Genomic DNA, 13696 nt, shown 5'->3' on the forward strand with positions numbered 1-13696 from the left:
GAACACGATACATGGGGAGAAAAAGAGCTCAAGCGGATTCGCTGGGAAGAATCCTCTTGGAAGGAACATTCCGCAGAATACGAGAAATGGAATCCATAGCCGGTGGGATAATCAAATAAGGAGGTGTCACACAATGCCTGTGGTGGATTCGTATCAGCGTGCTCGTGAGATTGTCGGGGAAGCCTCTGGCCGTGGGGTTGAAGCCACCCGGCCGGAAGGTCATGAAGACGAAGCCTATTACTGGGTGCCTCTTATCCGCCAATCAAGAAGCGGAACATGCTGGGCCGTTGATAAAAAAACCGGGCAGGCGCAAAGACGCGGGATGCTTTCCTATCTGAAGAACCAATAAATCATTAAAGAACTTTCTGAGCCCCATGGCGGATCGCCGTGGAGCTTTCCCGTACCCGCATGACCGTTGGACGAGGAAGCCGTTCGCATCATACTGGACGGGGATCCCGGAACCAACAGAGGAGGGTGTTATGGAAGCAAATGGTCAAGCGATATCGACGTTCGACGAGCTTGAAGCCATCGCCGAACGATGGAACCCTATAATCGAATCCATAAATCCGCTTGAGGCATCCCTTATGGCTCTCGATGTGGACGCCGGCGAACCCGAACCTGCCGTCGCATCCGCGCTCGCCATCATTCTCTCGCACCCCGAATTGGGCGTCGAGATCCCGCAGACCGTCATCTCCCTTACGCATAATCCCGACTACCCCGCTCTTTACCGTTTCCGCGACCGATTTAGAGCCCCTCAAGGAGCAGATTCCAGCAAGGTCGTCTCCTACGGGCAGGCCCGCGAGATCGTCGGTCGCGTGTCAGGTAAAGGCGTGGAAAACACCGATCCGGATGGGAGTGAAGACGATACCTACTATTGGGTGCCCCTGATCCATGACTCGTACGACGACTGCTGCTGGGCGGTCGACAAGAAGACCGGCAAAGCGGAACGACTGGGGACAGGCCCCTTGATGTTTGTCGCCGAACCGAAGAAACGCTAAACGCTGGAAGATATCCATTCACGAGCCCCACGGCGATCCGTCGTGGGGCTTTCCCATACCCGCATGGCCGTTGGTCTGCGGGTTTTCTTGTATCCACGCCGGGCGCGCGGGGAAAGGAGCGTCCCATGGGCGCAGAAGACACCACAGCACAGGGCTCCGCGGCGGAGGACATCGGGAGCCTGCCCGACTGGGCGCAGAAGCTCATCCACGGGCTGCGCGACGAGAACGCCGCGGCCCGCGTGAGGAACAAGGAGGCCGCGGACGCGCTCACCGAGGCGCAGGCCGCGGCCAAGCTCGCCGGCGACAACGCCAGCCAGCTCGAAAGCCAGCTGAAGGCCGAACGCTTCGCCCGCATGGCGCATAAGCGGCCACTAGTCGCGCTTCTTGCGCGGCCGTCTCGCCTTGAACTGCTACATCGCCAGTTCGACCGGGGTCATCGCGTTTTGCGCCAGACGAGCCGGGCGGTGTTGACGTCGGCGGTGATGGTCAGCAGTTCGCCGTCGTAATCGATGTGACGGACCTGAGACTGGTCCTCCCACGTGGGATTCATGCTGATTTCGATGTTGTGGATGACGTTCGCATGCTTCAGGTCCAGCGTGTAGGTGCCGCAGTAGGCCATATAGCCGTGCGCGGCGGCGGCCATCTCCTCCATGGTGCCATCGTGCAGGTCATGTGAGGCGTAGGAGGGCCTCCCGGTCGCCGACATCTGCGCCGACACATGACCGTCGGCCGTGTAGATGAGATAGGCTCGGCAATCCTCGCCAAGCGGGTGGTATACGGTCCCGTCCTCGCGGGTGAGCGTGTAGGAGACGATCTCCCACGTGCCGATGAGCTCGTCCTGTGTGATGGTCATGGTTTCCCGTTCCCTTCCTTTCGGTCGCATCGTTTTCGTCTGGTCAGCCTTGCCGGCCGCGCGATCCGTCGTCGGCGCCCAGTCTTCGGGCCAGTCGTCGGATGTCGTCGGGCGTGGTGCGGCAGCATCCGCCGATCAGCGAGGCCCCGGCCTCCAGCCAGCGTGGCGCAAGACGCACGAAATCCTCGTCGCCCGGAGCGGGCGTCCATGTCTTGGTGCCGGGATGGTAGACGTCGCCGTTGTTCGGATAGACGACGATCGCCTTGCCGGTTGCGGAGCGAAGCCGCCCCACCGCCTCCTCGACCATGCTCGGCGGAACGCAGTTGACGCCGACCGCGCCGATCTGCGGAATGTCGTCGATCGCCGCGGCCGCGGCCTCAAGACACGTTCCATCGCAGAGGTGGCCGGCGTCGCGCAGGCTGAACGACATCCAGGCCTGTGCTTCGGGGAATTCGTCGGCCAGCAGATTCGCCAACGCCCGGACCTCGCCGAGATTCGGCATGGTCTCGAACGCGAACAGGTCCACGCCGGCGTCGGCGAGCACGTGCATTCGCGGCAGATGAAAATCCTGGTATTCGCTTTCCGGAAGCTCGTAGGCCCCCGTGTACTCGCTGCCGTCCGCGAGAAACGCCCCGTATGGGCCGACGCTTCCCGCGACGAGCAGGGGTCGGCCTTCTTGGGCGGCGTCGACGTGGGCCAGCCGATAGTCCTCCCGTGCGGCGAGCGCCTCGCTCGCGGCCAGTGCGATGAGCCGTTCGGCGTCGGCGTGCCGCAGTCCCAGCCGCTCGAACGCCGGGATGTTCGCCTGATACGTGTCGGTGACCGCGATGTTCGCCCCTGCCTCGAAATAGCTGCGGTGCACGTCGCGTATGGCCTCCGGCCGGTCGAGGAGCGCCATGGCGGCCCACAGCGCGTTCGCCGTGTCCACGCCGCGCTTCTCCAGTTCAGTCGCCATCGCCCCTTCCACGATGAGGGGTGGGCGTGCGGCGAGTGCTTCGATCAGCATGATGGTCAGTCGCCGATGACGGCGTTGACGAGACCGGAGACGATGGCCATGATGAGCGAGCCGAGCACCGCCCACAGGAAGCCGTGGATGATCACGCCCACGTCGAACAGCGACATTGCCAGCCATGATGCCAGCTCCATGAACAGCCAGTTGAGAATCAGCGCGAACAGCCCGAAGCTCAGTATGGAGATGGGCAGGGCGATGAGCTGGACGACCGGTTTGATGGATGCGTTGATGAGCGCGAGGAACAGCGAGAACGCGGCGATGCCGAGGACGGGAGGCTCGCCGACGGCCTCCATGCCCGGCAGCAGCGCCACCATGACGCCCGCCGCTATCGTAAGCACCAGCCAACGGGAAAGGAAACGAGTCATATCCTTGATTATGCCATCATCTCCGGTCGCGGCGTCGATGGGCATGGGGCGTTCTTCGGCGGGCGATCATATTGTACATTGGATGATGGTGGCGTACGGCCCGTGGAGAAGGAGAATCTATACGGCGATCGATCATGAAGGACGAGGCGTTCCTTGGCAGGGCGTCCGCGCCGGCGACGGAGGACGACCTGCCGGTGGGTGACGACCTGAGGGACACCCTGGCCGCCCACGAACACGAGTGCGTCGGCATGGCGGCCAACATGATCGGCGTGTCCAGGCGCGTCATCGTCTTCGCCGACGGGCTGACCGGCCGCAGCATGGTCATGTTCAATCCCGAGATCGTCGCCAAGGCGGAGCCGTATGAGACGCGGGAGGGATGCTTGTCCCTGGAGGGGGAGAGGCCGGCGACGAGATACCGGCGCATCACCGTCACGTATCGCGACCGTCGTTGGCGTGAACGAGCCGCGCGCTTCGAGGGCTTCACCGCGCAGATCATCCAACATGAAATCGACCATTGCGACGGTATTCTCATCTGATGGGACGATATTTCGTTAATCCCAATGAACACAAGGACTACAATCAAATGACAGACGATATTATTCGAGACGAGGCATCGTATACGTTGCCTGCGGGATTCGAACACTGCTCCAAACTCCGCCCCGTGGTCGAGGCGAGGACAGCGCTCGACCGTGTCAGGGCCATCGTCGACATCCTCTACTCGCCGGGAGGCTGCCCCTGGGACGGCAGGCAGACGAATCGCAGCCTGCTCAAACATCTGCTGGAGGAGACCTACGAATACATCGACGCCGTGGAGGCCGACGACCGCGGCAACATGCGCGAGGAGCTTGGCGACGTGCTGCTGCAATCCGTGTTCCAGGCTCGCGTGTGCGAATCCGACCCCGCCGACCCGTTCGATATCGACGAGGTGGCCGACCGGCTCGTCGACAAGCTCATCACCCGCCATCCACACGTGTTCGCCCCCGACGATGCCGGCTCGGACGACGCGGGCGGTGCCGGGGGCGGGGCCGAATCCCCGGAAGACACGCTCGCCCTGTGGGAGAAGGTCAAGCAGAGGGAGAAGCATCGCCGGTCCGTGCTCGACGGCATCTCACATACGCAGGGCGCGTTCCTGCGGGCAGCGAAGGTTGTCTCTCGCGTATCCAAATCGCCGAAGGCCGACGACCTGTTCGCCGCATTCGACAGGGCGGACGGGTCCGCGGAATCCAGGGCCGACGCCTATGCCGACGACATCCTCGACGTCATCCGCCGCGCACAGGCGGACGGCGTCGACGCGGAGGCCGCCCTGCGCAACCGTCTTCGCGACGTCGAAACGGATATCCTCCGTCTTGAGGACGCGCGACGTTGAGCGTCGCAGTTGCCGCCCAATCGGCATGGCCGAGTAGGGTGTTGGGCAGCGGCATCATCGTGCACAGGCGTCGTGCACAGACGGAAGGAAAGGGCGACGGCCGGCCATGAGGGTTTTCGATTTCGACGGCACCATATACGACGGCGAAAGCCTCTTCGACCTGTACCTGTTCAGCGCACGATACGATCTGCGCGTGTTCCGCCACATCGCACCGGTGTTGCGCTACGCCATCAAATACAAGCTGGGCAGCGCCACACTCGAACAGATGGAGCGCGGCGTGGGCAAGGTGACCGGGAAATACCTGCGGGACCTCGCCGTATCCCGCAAGGTCGACCATCTGCGCGTCGGCGCGCTCCGGGATGCCGTGGACGCGGGGCTCGGCGACGACGTCCTGGCCGCAGACGCCTCCGCACGTGAACTCGAATCGGTGACGGGATCGCTCAAGGCGCTGGTCAACGCGTTCTGGGACCGCAACATGCGCAAGATCAAACCATGGTACGAGCCGCGCCCGGACGACGTGATCCTCACCGCATCGTTCGACATGACCGTGGGGGAGGCATGCCGGCGTCTCGGCGTGGGCACGCTGATCTCCTCGACCATCGATCCGAGGACGCTGACGGTCACCTACCTCAACTTCAACACGAACAAGCCGAAACGACTGCGCGAAATACTCGGCGACGACGTGCGGATCGACGAATTCTACACCGACAGCAAATTCGACCAGCCCATGATCGACATGGCCAGGAAAGGGTTCATGGTCAAAGGCAGCACCATCACCCGGGTCAAATAGGCGGGCGAGCCCGTCACAGATACGTGCTCCAGCCGAGTTTCGCCGCCAGCGCCACGCCGGCCAGCGTCGCCGTCGCACGCATGATCCGGGACGGTATACGGCGCGTGATGGGCGGGGCGATGTAGCTGCCGAGGAAGCATCCGGCGCACAGGGTGACGGCGAACGTCCAGTCGACCGAGCCGCGCACGATGAACATGATGGCCGCCGTGATGTTCGCGGCGAATCCGATGACGGTCTTCAACGCGTTGATCTCATGGAAACGGCCGATATGCCCGAGGTCGAGGATGGCGAGGGCGAACGTGCCTGCGCCCGCGCCGAAATAGCCGCTGTAGATGCCGACGAAGCTCACGGCCGGCCACATCCACCACGGGTCGCCACGGACGTCGTCCTTGGGTTTGGCCAGTCCATGTTCGGCGGCCATGAGCGCCTGCGCCGAATCAGGGCCCAGCGTCCGGGCGACGGAATCGCGGGCATGGATGCGTTCCCTCGGATTGCAGACGATGATGAGCGCGCTGAACAGGATGAGCGGCGGCACCAGATATTCGAATACGGCTGGTGGAAGCTCCAGCAGCAGCAATCCGCCGACGACACCGCCGACGACGCCGATGGCCGCGTAGATGATGACGCGGGCGCGATGGCCGGCCAATTCCCTGCGGGCCGACAGGCATCCTCCCACGCCGGTGCCCACCACGCCGACGGTGTTCGTGGTGTTCGCCAATACCGGCGGTACGCCGATGGCGAGCAACGCCGGATAGGAGACCAGTGACGAAGCGCCCACCGCATAGCCGACGAAACCTGCACCGATGCCGGCGAGCAGCACCGGCATCAGTGTAGTGACGGGCACCGAGGCAATGGTCATGATCATTCTCCGTTGTAAGGAATCCATTAGTATTCCGTTAGGAAATCGCAAGGAACATCATGCGAGCATAGCCACATGCCGAAGTTCGGTCGACCGGCTGACCGCAACGTGGACCATGGCGTTATCATCGAAATGACCGTCATGGCCCGGCATGGACGCCAGGGCCGCGCCCGCAGCCTGGGTTTCGGCGGATCATATGGCCAACGGAAGGAACATCATGGGCACGGATACGGGAAAGGGACTCGCGATCGTCACCGGCAGCGCCATGGGGCTCGGCTACGAGCTCACCAGGCAGCTCATCGGCCGGGGCTGGTTCGTCGCCGGCGTCGATTTCAACGAGAAGCGACAGGTCGAACTATCGCGGGAATTCCCCGCCGACTCATATCGAGGCTTCGTCGGAGACGTGTCCGACGAGGTGTTCGTCAAACAATCCATGGCGGGGATCGCCGGACTGGGGCACGTCGACCTGCTCGTCAACAACGCCGGGCAGCCGTCGTTCAAGGAGCCGGCGAAATACGAGGCCGCCGACGTGGACACCTGCCTCAAGGGGCTCAGGGGCATGATTCTGTGGAGCGTGGAGACGCTGCGTGCCACAGGGGAGCGTGACCTGAAGATCGCCAACGTCATGAGCACCGCCGCCACGCGGGGCAACGCGAACGAATCCGTGTACTGCGCCGCGAAATGGGGGGAAAAGGGCTATACGCAAAGCCTCAAGGCCGCCTACAAGGGCAGCAGCGTGAAAATCGTCGGCGTCTACCCGGGCGGCATCGACACCGACTTCTACCGCGACAGCCACGACTATGTGCCGCCGGAGAAGCAGCACACGTTCATGAACGCGGCCGAACTCGCCGAGGTGATCCTGTTCAATCTCGTCAACGACGCGAATCTCACCGTCTCCGACATCCTCATCGAACGCAACTACCGGTAGAAGTCCGTCATCGGCGTGCGCGGCCCCGCAGCACGCTGTCGGCCATGCCGACGACGACGCCCACGGCCGCGGGCGCAACCCATCCGAGTTGCGCATCATGGAGCGGCAGCATTCCAAGCGCGGAATCCAGCAACGGCAGCGCACCGCCGAACACGTCGGCAAGACTGGAGACGCAGCCGAGCGCGGCGACCACGCCGACCAGCAGCACCGTCCAGAAATACGTGCGGGGGAACCTCCGCGCGAACATGTTGTGCGTCAACGCCAACGCCACCAGCACGATGGCGATGGGATAGAGGGCCGAAAGCACCGGAACCGACACCTTGATGATCATGCTCAGACCGGCGTTCGACACCAGGAAACTGAACGCGGCGAACACGGCGCTCCAGATGCGGTACGGCATACGGCGGCCCGCCACCACGGGGAAACGGTTCGTGAAATACGTGCCGCATGTGGAGATCAGGCCCGTGCACACGTTCAGACAGGCGATGACGAACACCAATCCCATGAACGCCGTGCCGAACGGGCCGAACAAGGCGGAGGTCAGATTCGTCAGCACCGTGGCCCCCGTGTCCTTCGAGGGGTCGATCCCGGTGATCGACCCGGAGGCCGCGCCCATATACGCCAGTATGCCGTACACCACGATGAGCAGCACGCCGGTGCCGACGCCGGCGAGCGCCGTCTCCCTGCGTACCTGGGACTCGTCGTCGATGCCCTGCGACCGTATGTTAGCCGAAATCACGATGCCGAAGTACAACGCCGCCAGCAGGTCCATGGTCTGATATCCGTCGAGGAAGCCGCGCGAGACCTGTCCCGAGGCGTAATCGCCCATGGGGCGCGCGAATCCGCCGGAATGGCCGGCGACGCAGGCCACGAACAACACGGCGATGAGCGCGAGCAGCAGCGGCCCCATGAATCTGCCGAGCGTTTTCGACAGCTTCTCCGGATGCTGGGACAGCAGGAACGCCGCGGCGAAGAAGACGAGCGAATACGCCAGCTGGAGCAGCCATCGGGGCGTCGCGCCCGCGAACGGCACGACGGCCATCTCGAACGATGTGGTCGCCGTACGGGGGATGGCGAAGCACGGGCCGATCGTAAGGATGATGGCAAGACCCAACAGCGAGGAGAACCGTGGCGAGACGCGGTTCGCCAGACGCTCGAACCCGCCGGCGAGCGAGACGGCCACCACGCCGAGAATGGGCAGACCGACCGCCGAGACGATGAACCCGACCGCCGCCAGCGGCGTCCGGGAACCGGCCTGCGCACCGACGAACGGCGGGAAAATGAGGTTTCCCGCCCCGAAGAACATGGAGAAGAACGTGAACGTCATAAGCAGGCGGGCCTTGGGGCCGAGCTTGGGGGCGCGGGCGGACGCGATGGTCTCGGCATGGTCGTCGGTGGTGCTGGACAATCTTCCCTCCTCGTTCGGTACGGAGGCTTCCCATTCTCCCGGCGCCGCATGGCTCCGTCAACCGTGCTTTCCCAGAATTTCACCAAGGGTTCCATCATTCGGTGACGTCGGTATGCAGGCCATCGACTATGGTGAATACCACGAAATGAGGCGTCGCTGCCTCGCCGACAGTGTGAAACGAGGTATACGGCATGGGAATGCCATTGGATCTGTATGTAATCAGGCACGGTGAATCCGAGGCGAACGTCATCGTAAAAGCCGGGGAACAGGGCGACAACTCGCTCTACACGCAGGACAACGTGACGGTCCCGGACCGTTCGTGGCGTCTGACGGCCACGGGACGCAAGCAGGCCGACTGCATCGGACGCTGGCTCGTCGAACAGCAGCCCCTGTTCGACCGGTATCTGGTCTCTCCATACGTCCGCACGCGCGAGACCGCCGCCACGATGGCGCTGCCGAAGGCGCGGTGGGAGGAGACCCGGGTGCTGCGCGAACGCTCATGGGGCGAGATCAGTACCGTCACGCAGGAGGAGTTCCGTACCAACTACTCCCGCAACTGGATGTTCAAACACACCGATCCGCTCTACTGGCGTCCGCCGGCCGGCGAATCCATCGCCGACGTCGCCGAGGACCGCGTGCACAACCTGCTCACCTCGCTGAACCGGCGCGCCGAGGCGGAATCCGTGGTGGCCGTCTCGCACGGCGACTTCATGCTGGCGCTCATGCTCACCCTGGAGGACATCTCCGACGAGGAGTTCCTGCGCCGCACCTCCGACGACGCGTGGACGATCACCAACTGCACGTGCCTGCACTATTCGCGGCGCGACCCCAACACGGGACGCACCTCGCAGCGTGTGCGGTGGGAACAGACCGCACGCCCCGTGTTCAACGAGGAGATCGGGCGATGGGAGGTCAGGGTGGAGCCGTGGCGCGAATTCCAGAAGCCGATGCTCAGCAACGGCGACCTGGTCGACGTGGTCCATTCCGTCGACCCGCATCTCGAACAATACGCGAAATAGGGGAGACGGGATCCGCGCCCATGCCGCCCTACCGTCCCCGATACCGGTAGAGCGTCATGCCATCGTCGCCGGTGATGACGACGGACGGCGCGGCCGTGACGTCGAGCTCCACGACGATGCCGCTGCCACCGTCGGCCGCCACCGAACGGTAGACATACCGCTCATTGGCGAGGGACAGGGTCTCGGTGCGCGCCTCGACCAGCCACGGATTGCGCCGACGCAGGGCGATGAGATCCTGATACGCCCGGTACATGGGCTCGCCGGCCGGCGACAGGCCCGCGGGGGATTCGGGAAACGCCGGGCGGATGTCGTCGTCCCCGCCGAGGCATTCGCGCTTGACGCCCGTGTACGCCTGCTCGTCGCCGTAGTATATGCTCGGCGTGCCGCCCACCGTCATCAGCACGGCCGCGGCAAGCACCGAATCGTCGAAACCGACCTGGCTGGCGATGCGCGTCACGTCATGATTGCCGATGAACGTCTGCGGAACGAACGCGTCAAGAAAACCGTTATGCCGCCCCAACGTCCAATCGAGCTCATAGAAGTTCCTCGTCTTCAGGCTCGACCACACGGCCTTCCATAATTCGTACTGCGTGACCGAATCCATCGTGGACTGACCGACGATGCCCGCATAGTCGCCGTGGATCACCTCGCCGAAGACCCATGTATCGGGATGGCGCTCGCGGACCCTCGGCAGCACCTTCGCCCAGAACGACGGATCCACGGCGTAGGCGGCGTCGAGACGCCATCCGTCCGCGCCGCGGTCCAGCCAATGCGCCATCACCTCGGCCACGTACCGTACGGTGGCGGGGGAGTCGTGGTCAAGTTCCACCAGACGGTCATGCCCCTCGAACACGTCGAACACGGGGCGTCCGTCCTCGTCTCTGCGGGTGCGGACCAGGCCTGCCCAGGGGCCGTTCGCGTCGCCTCCCGACGCGGCCCTGACGGCGGGATGGTCTCGTCCGACATGGTTGAACACCCCGTCGAGGATGATCTTCAGCCCGCGGGGTCGACAGGCCTCGACGAGACGGTCGAACGCGTCGTCGCCTCCGAGCCGCACGTCCACATGCATATGGTCGAGCGTGTCGTATCCATGCGACGACGACTCGAAGACAGGGCCGAGCAGCAGCCCGGAAACGCCGAGGTCACGCGCATAGTCCAGCCACGGGACCAGTGCGTCGAGCCCCCGGCCGAGAAAACGGCGGGCACCCTCCGGACGGATCTGCGCGCCCACGAACCCCAGCGGATACACATGCCACCAGATGCCGTGACGCACCCATGCGGGCATGTCGTGGGTGGGGAACGGCGGCGTGGGAGAGGTGTTCCGCGGCGGCTGCGGCGATGTCCTCGATACGGTCATGGGGCCTCCCTTGCATCCTGGGCGCATCGGGGTCGTTCCGATGCCCAACACGATTCAATGTACACCGCGCCGTGGGAACCCGCGTCGCCGCGCATCCATCCCGCGTGGCATCCGCGGCGATTGGCTATAATCGCCTCTGGCCCATGAGAAGAGACGAGGACGGGAAGGGGACGATGACGGAGCAGGATGCGGCGGCGAAGCCGGGAACCGGGAAGGGGAGGGCTGTATCACCCCATGTGGCCAGGCTCATGCTGCTGGTCAACGCGGCGGTATGGGGGTCGGGCTACACCATCATCAAGCACATCCAGGCCACCGTCCCCACGCAATGGATGATGGCCATCCGTCTGTCCAGCGCCGCCCTGCTCATGGGCGTCATCTTCCTGCCGCGCCTCAGACGAGTCGCCCTGAGGCGTCTGGTCGTCCCCGGCATCATCCTGGCGCTCACCTACTGGCTCGGGTTCCTGTTCCAGCTCAAGGGCCTTGAGACCATCGCGCCGGGACGCAACGCGTTCCTGACCGACACCTACTGCGTCATGGTGCCGTTCCTCGTCTGGGCCGTCACACGCCGCCGGCCCAACTGGCGGCATATGCTCGCCGCCGCGGTCTGCATCATCGGCATCGGATTCGTATCCCTGGGCGGCGGGGCGTCCATGGGGGTCCTCGAAATCGGCGCGGGCGACGTCTACACCATCATCGGCGCGTTCTTCTTCGCCGCGAACCTCGTCGCCGTCGGGACGCTCGCGAGGAAATTCGACCCGGTGGCGCTGATGTTCATGGAATTCGTATTCGTGTCCCTGCTGTTCCTCGCCGGCGCGGTCCTGTTCGACGGCGCACCACGGCCAGAATGGGCGCGCTGGGACCTTATCGCCGGCTTCGCCTATCTGGTCATCGGCTCGACCATCGTCGCGCAGATATTCCAGACCGTTGCCATCCGATACGTGCCCACCTCGCAGGCGTCGATCATCCTCAGCACCGAAAGCATCTTCGGCGTGCTCATGTCGGTGGTCTTCTACGGGGAAAGGCTCACCGCATCCACGGTCAGCGGGTTCACTCTGATCTTCTGCGCCATACTGCTCAGCGAGCTGCATCCGACCTCGAACAAAGGCCGAAGGAACAAAGGCCGGAGGTCTTCCGGAACACGGAGGGACCCGTCCCGGTCCTGAGCCGGGAGGAAGGGGCCCGACGCGTCGGTTCGCCGGGTGCCGGTGCACAGGACGTCAGTGCGCAGGGCGTCAGTGCGCAGGGCCCTGGTCCCACCCCGCTATCAGGAACACACGCGTGGGATTCGCCGGCCGCACGATTGAGGCGAACAGCCGTTCGAAACCCGATGCGTCACCGCCGTAGGCGAGTCGTTTCGCACGCCGATAATCCTCCGCGTCGACCGTGCCCCAATCAAGATCCCATCCGGCGCTGTGTGCGAGACGCGATGCGAACACGCGCAACACCATCGCGTTGCCGAAGGCGAAGGGGTGCAGATAGCCGAGCTCGTCATAGAAATGCGCCAGCTGAGACACGAACGCTCCCCGGTCGAGACTATGGAGATTCCGGGCCTCCGCGAGTTCGGAGGCGATGTTCGCGGCCCCCGTCTCCAGCAGTGCGCACGGGAAGAACGCCTGCGGACTCGCCGCGATGGACCCCGACGCGTCATAGGCGCCGGACGCCGTGTCGTGGGAACGCAGCTCCCCGGCCCCGGCGAGCACCCCGCCGAACAGCGTCCGGTGGATAGCCCGCAGTTCGGCGAGATCGCCGCTGAAGGGGGCCGGATGCTCGGCGAGAAGCAGACCCCGCACGAAGACGGCGTCCGCGCAGTCGGCGAGGTCGTCCCCGCCCGCGCCGCATCGTTCAACGAATCCGTCGATGCCGAGCCGCCCCCGCACATAGTCCCTCGCGGACGACATGGTCCGCGGGCCGATCGTCATTGATTCAAGCGCGCAGTTCCGGGCGGAGAAGGCCACTGCGCTCATACGTTCCGCTGGCAACATAATTCGATGATAGACCATCATTCCTCCGGCGGCGCCATCGGGTCGGGCGGCCGCCATATGGGACACGATGAAACCACAAGGGGCCCGCGACCGTGGAATGACACGATCGCGGGCCCCTCCTGGGAAACCTATCCGTGGACCACCTGGATCACTTGGTCAGCAGCGGGTCGAGCACCGCACCGGCCTCGACCTCGTAGATCAGGTAGGTGTCATCGAACGGCAGGTTGAACAGCTGGCGCTTTGCGCCGAACTCGTCGCGCTCGCCGACGAAGTTGATGTTGGCGTCCTTGAAGTCGGGGTGGTCCTTGCCGATGAGCAGGGCCGCGTCGCCGAGGGCCTTGGTGACGCCCACGAGGGACTTGGCGCCGGTGGCCTTGTCGACGACCTTGACCACGAGATACAGACTGTTTTCGGTTGCCATGTTCTGTGCTTCCTTCTCTGTGAATACCGGGTTCACATGTAATACTACGTAATGACGGCGGACGATTACGGATGGATGGTCCACGTGCCGAAAGCGGCGTTCCGAAATTCGGAATGTTAGCGCTCTCCAAGCATGATACCGTGACTCATGGTCATGGGTCGATTACGGCGCGTTGGCGTTTGACGGGGTTTTTGTGGCGATGGACGCCGCCATGCATGGATGCGCCGGCGTCGTGCGGCATTGCGCGCAGGGCGTGCTGGCCGAGGTGCCTCATTTGAAAGTGAGCGCGTAATCCGGAGTGGTGCCTCACTTGGGGTGAGCGCGAAATCCTAGTCCTT

At 64.1% G+C, this 13696-nt stretch carries 17 protein-coding genes; 9 read left to right on the plus strand and 8 right to left on the minus strand.

Annotated features, from left to right (window positions below; genetic code table 11):
• Nucleotides 1–133: 133 nt before the first annotated feature.
• From DF200_RS10675 to DF200_RS05955, 3 genes are all read left to right on the plus strand, one after another.
• A complete protein-coding gene (locus tag DF200_RS10675) occupies nucleotides 134–349 on the plus strand; it encodes a hypothetical protein (protein WP_146192027.1) in 216 nt (71 codons plus the stop codon).
• Nucleotides 350–479: 130 nt separating this feature from the next.
• Complete coding sequence (locus DF200_RS05950; RefSeq protein ID WP_109137368.1) at nucleotides 480–998, plus strand: hypothetical protein; 519 nt, start codon at nucleotides 480–482, stop codon at nucleotides 996–998.
• A gap of 125 nt (nucleotides 999–1123) precedes the next feature.
• Nucleotides 1124–1504 carry a hypothetical protein gene (locus DF200_RS05955; RefSeq protein ID WP_109137369.1) on the plus strand — a complete coding sequence of 127 codons (381 nt, stop codon included), beginning with the start codon at nucleotides 1124–1126 and terminating at the stop codon, nucleotides 1502–1504.
• Here the strand turns inward: DF200_RS05955 and DF200_RS05960 are convergent.
• Genes DF200_RS05960 through DF200_RS05970 form a run of 3 tightly spaced genes read right to left on the minus strand, consistent with a single transcriptional unit; the run spans nucleotide 1432 to nucleotide 3228 of the window.
• Nucleotides 1432–1851 carry a lipocalin-like domain-containing protein gene (locus DF200_RS05960; RefSeq protein ID WP_109137370.1) on the minus strand — a complete coding sequence of 140 codons (420 nt, stop codon included), beginning with the start codon at nucleotides 1849–1851 and terminating at the stop codon, nucleotides 1432–1434. The genes DF200_RS05955 and DF200_RS05960 overlap by 73 nt on opposite strands.
• Before the next feature lie 43 nt (nucleotides 1852–1894).
• Nucleotides 1895–2857 (minus strand): homocysteine S-methyltransferase, encoded by a 963-nt coding sequence (gene mmuM / locus DF200_RS05965; RefSeq protein WP_170112486.1) that lies wholly within the window; start codon nucleotides 2855–2857, stop codon nucleotides 1895–1897.
• Between the two features lie 5 nt (nucleotides 2858–2862).
• The gene (locus DF200_RS05970) at nucleotides 2863–3228 is read right to left on the minus strand and encodes a phage holin family protein (protein WP_109137384.1); all 366 of its coding nucleotides are present in this window, start codon (nucleotides 3226–3228) and stop codon (nucleotides 2863–2865) included.
• A 119-nt stretch (nucleotides 3229–3347) separates the two neighbouring features.
• Here DF200_RS05970 and DF200_RS05975 point away from each other — a divergent pair, with 119 nt between their 5' ends.
• The 3 genes from DF200_RS05975 to DF200_RS05985 all read left to right on the plus strand — a co-directional run bounded on the left by DF200_RS05975 (nucleotide 3348) and on the right by DF200_RS05985 (nucleotide 5384).
• Nucleotides 3348–3764 (plus strand): peptide deformylase, encoded by a 417-nt coding sequence (locus tag DF200_RS05975; RefSeq protein WP_109137371.1) that lies wholly within the window; start codon nucleotides 3348–3350, stop codon nucleotides 3762–3764.
• A gap of 47 nt (nucleotides 3765–3811) precedes the next feature.
• Nucleotides 3812–4594, plus strand: coding sequence for a nucleoside triphosphate pyrophosphohydrolase (locus DF200_RS05980; protein ID WP_109137372.1), 783 nt, complete (start codon nucleotides 3812–3814; stop codon nucleotides 4592–4594).
• 106 nt (nucleotides 4595–4700) lie between these two features.
• Nucleotides 4701–5384 (plus strand): HAD family hydrolase, encoded by a 684-nt coding sequence (locus DF200_RS05985; protein ID WP_109137373.1) that lies wholly within the window; start codon nucleotides 4701–4703, stop codon nucleotides 5382–5384.
• Nucleotides 5385–5397: 13 nt separating this feature from the next.
• Here the strand turns inward: DF200_RS05985 and DF200_RS05990 are convergent, their stop codons facing one another.
• Nucleotides 5398–6243 (minus strand): sulfite exporter TauE/SafE family protein, encoded by an 846-nt coding sequence (locus DF200_RS05990; RefSeq protein WP_109137385.1) that lies wholly within the window; start codon nucleotides 6241–6243, stop codon nucleotides 5398–5400.
• A gap of 217 nt (nucleotides 6244–6460) precedes the next feature.
• Here DF200_RS05990 and DF200_RS05995 point away from each other — a divergent pair, with 217 nt between their 5' ends.
• On the plus strand, nucleotides 6461–7171 hold the full coding sequence (locus DF200_RS05995) for an SDR family NAD(P)-dependent oxidoreductase (protein ID WP_109137374.1): 711 nt from the start codon (nucleotides 6461–6463) through the stop codon (nucleotides 7169–7171).
• Nucleotides 7172–7178: 7 nt separating this feature from the next.
• Here DF200_RS05995 and brnQ read toward each other — a convergent pair whose 3' ends face one another.
• Complete coding sequence (brnQ, locus tag DF200_RS06000) at nucleotides 7179–8498, minus strand: branched-chain amino acid transport system II carrier protein (RefSeq protein WP_109137386.1); 1320 nt, start codon at nucleotides 8496–8498, stop codon at nucleotides 7179–7181.
• A 272-nt stretch (nucleotides 8499–8770) separates the two neighbouring features.
• On the opposite strand from brnQ, the gene DF200_RS06005 reads away from it, so the two are divergent.
• Nucleotides 8771–9598, plus strand: coding sequence for a histidine phosphatase family protein (locus DF200_RS06005; protein WP_109137375.1), 828 nt, complete (start codon nucleotides 8771–8773; stop codon nucleotides 9596–9598).
• A 28-nt stretch (nucleotides 9599–9626) separates the two neighbouring features.
• Here the strand turns inward: DF200_RS06005 and DF200_RS06010 are convergent, their stop codons facing one another.
• A complete protein-coding gene (locus tag DF200_RS06010; RefSeq protein WP_109137387.1) occupies nucleotides 9627–10883 on the minus strand; it encodes an alpha-amylase family protein in 1257 nt (418 codons plus the stop codon).
• Nucleotides 10884–11128: 245 nt separating this feature from the next.
• Between DF200_RS06010 and DF200_RS06015 the strand changes: the two genes are divergently transcribed.
• The gene (locus tag DF200_RS06015; RefSeq protein WP_109137376.1) at nucleotides 11129–12118 is read left to right on the plus strand and encodes a DMT family transporter; all 990 of its coding nucleotides are present in this window, start codon (nucleotides 11129–11131) and stop codon (nucleotides 12116–12118) included.
• A gap of 69 nt (nucleotides 12119–12187) precedes the next feature.
• On the opposite strand, the gene DF200_RS06020 is transcribed toward DF200_RS06015, so the two are convergent.
• Nucleotides 12188–12919: a Fic/DOC family protein gene (locus DF200_RS06020; RefSeq protein WP_241520156.1), complete on the minus strand. Its 732-nt coding sequence runs from the start codon at nucleotides 12917–12919 to the stop codon at nucleotides 12188–12190.
• Nucleotides 12920–13085: 166 nt separating this feature from the next.
• A complete protein-coding gene (locus DF200_RS06025; RefSeq protein WP_109137378.1) occupies nucleotides 13086–13358 on the minus strand; it encodes a hypothetical protein in 273 nt (90 codons plus the stop codon).
• Nucleotides 13359–13696: the final 338 nt, after the last annotated feature.

The sequence above is a fragment of the Bifidobacterium catulorum genome (genome assembly GCF_003129925.1).
GTDB lineage: Bacteria > Actinomycetota > Actinomycetes > Actinomycetales > Bifidobacteriaceae > Galliscardovia > Galliscardovia catulorum.

Excerpts from the sequence above, each read along its gene's own strand:
- DF200_RS10675 (WP_146192027.1), top strand. The coding sequence starts at position 134 with ATGCCTGTGGTGGATTCGTATCAGCGTGCTCGTGAGATTGTCGGGGAA.
- DF200_RS05950 (WP_109137368.1), top strand. The coding sequence starts at position 480 with ATGGAAGCAAATGGTCAAGCGATATCGACGTTCGACGAGCTTGAAGCC.
- DF200_RS05955 (WP_109137369.1), top strand. The coding sequence starts at position 1,124 with ATGGGCGCAGAAGACACCACAGCACAGGGCTCCGCGGCGGAGGACATC.
- DF200_RS05960 (WP_109137370.1), bottom strand. The coding sequence starts at position 1,851 with ATGACCATCACACAGGACGAGCTCATCGGCACGTGGGAGATCGTCTCC.
- mmuM (WP_170112486.1), bottom strand. The coding sequence starts at position 2,857 with ATGCTGATCGAAGCACTCGCCGCACGCCCACCCCTCATCGTGGAAGGG.
- DF200_RS05970 (WP_109137384.1), bottom strand. The coding sequence starts at position 3,228 with ATGACTCGTTTCCTTTCCCGTTGGCTGGTGCTTACGATAGCGGCGGGC.
- DF200_RS05980 (WP_109137372.1), top strand. The coding sequence starts at position 3,812 with ATGACAGACGATATTATTCGAGACGAGGCATCGTATACGTTGCCTGCG.
- DF200_RS05985 (WP_109137373.1), top strand. The coding sequence starts at position 4,701 with ATGAGGGTTTTCGATTTCGACGGCACCATATACGACGGCGAAAGCCTC.
- DF200_RS05990 (WP_109137385.1), bottom strand. The coding sequence starts at position 6,243 with ATGACCATTGCCTCGGTGCCCGTCACTACACTGATGCCGGTGCTGCTC.
- DF200_RS05995 (WP_109137374.1), top strand. The coding sequence starts at position 6,461 with ATGGGCACGGATACGGGAAAGGGACTCGCGATCGTCACCGGCAGCGCC.
- brnQ (WP_109137386.1), bottom strand. The coding sequence starts at position 8,498 with ATGACGTTCACGTTCTTCTCCATGTTCTTCGGGGCGGGAAACCTCATT.
- DF200_RS06005 (WP_109137375.1), top strand. The coding sequence starts at position 8,771 with ATGGGAATGCCATTGGATCTGTATGTAATCAGGCACGGTGAATCCGAG.
- DF200_RS06010 (WP_109137387.1), bottom strand. The coding sequence starts at position 10,883 with ATGCCCGCATGGGTGCGTCACGGCATCTGGTGGCATGTGTATCCGCTG.
- DF200_RS06015 (WP_109137376.1), top strand. The coding sequence starts at position 11,129 with ATGACGGAGCAGGATGCGGCGGCGAAGCCGGGAACCGGGAAGGGGAGG.
- DF200_RS06020 (WP_241520156.1), bottom strand. The coding sequence starts at position 12,919 with ATGAGCGCAGTGGCCTTCTCCGCCCGGAACTGCGCGCTTGAATCAATG.
- DF200_RS06025 (WP_109137378.1), bottom strand. The coding sequence starts at position 13,358 with ATGGCAACCGAAAACAGTCTGTATCTCGTGGTCAAGGTCGTCGACAAG.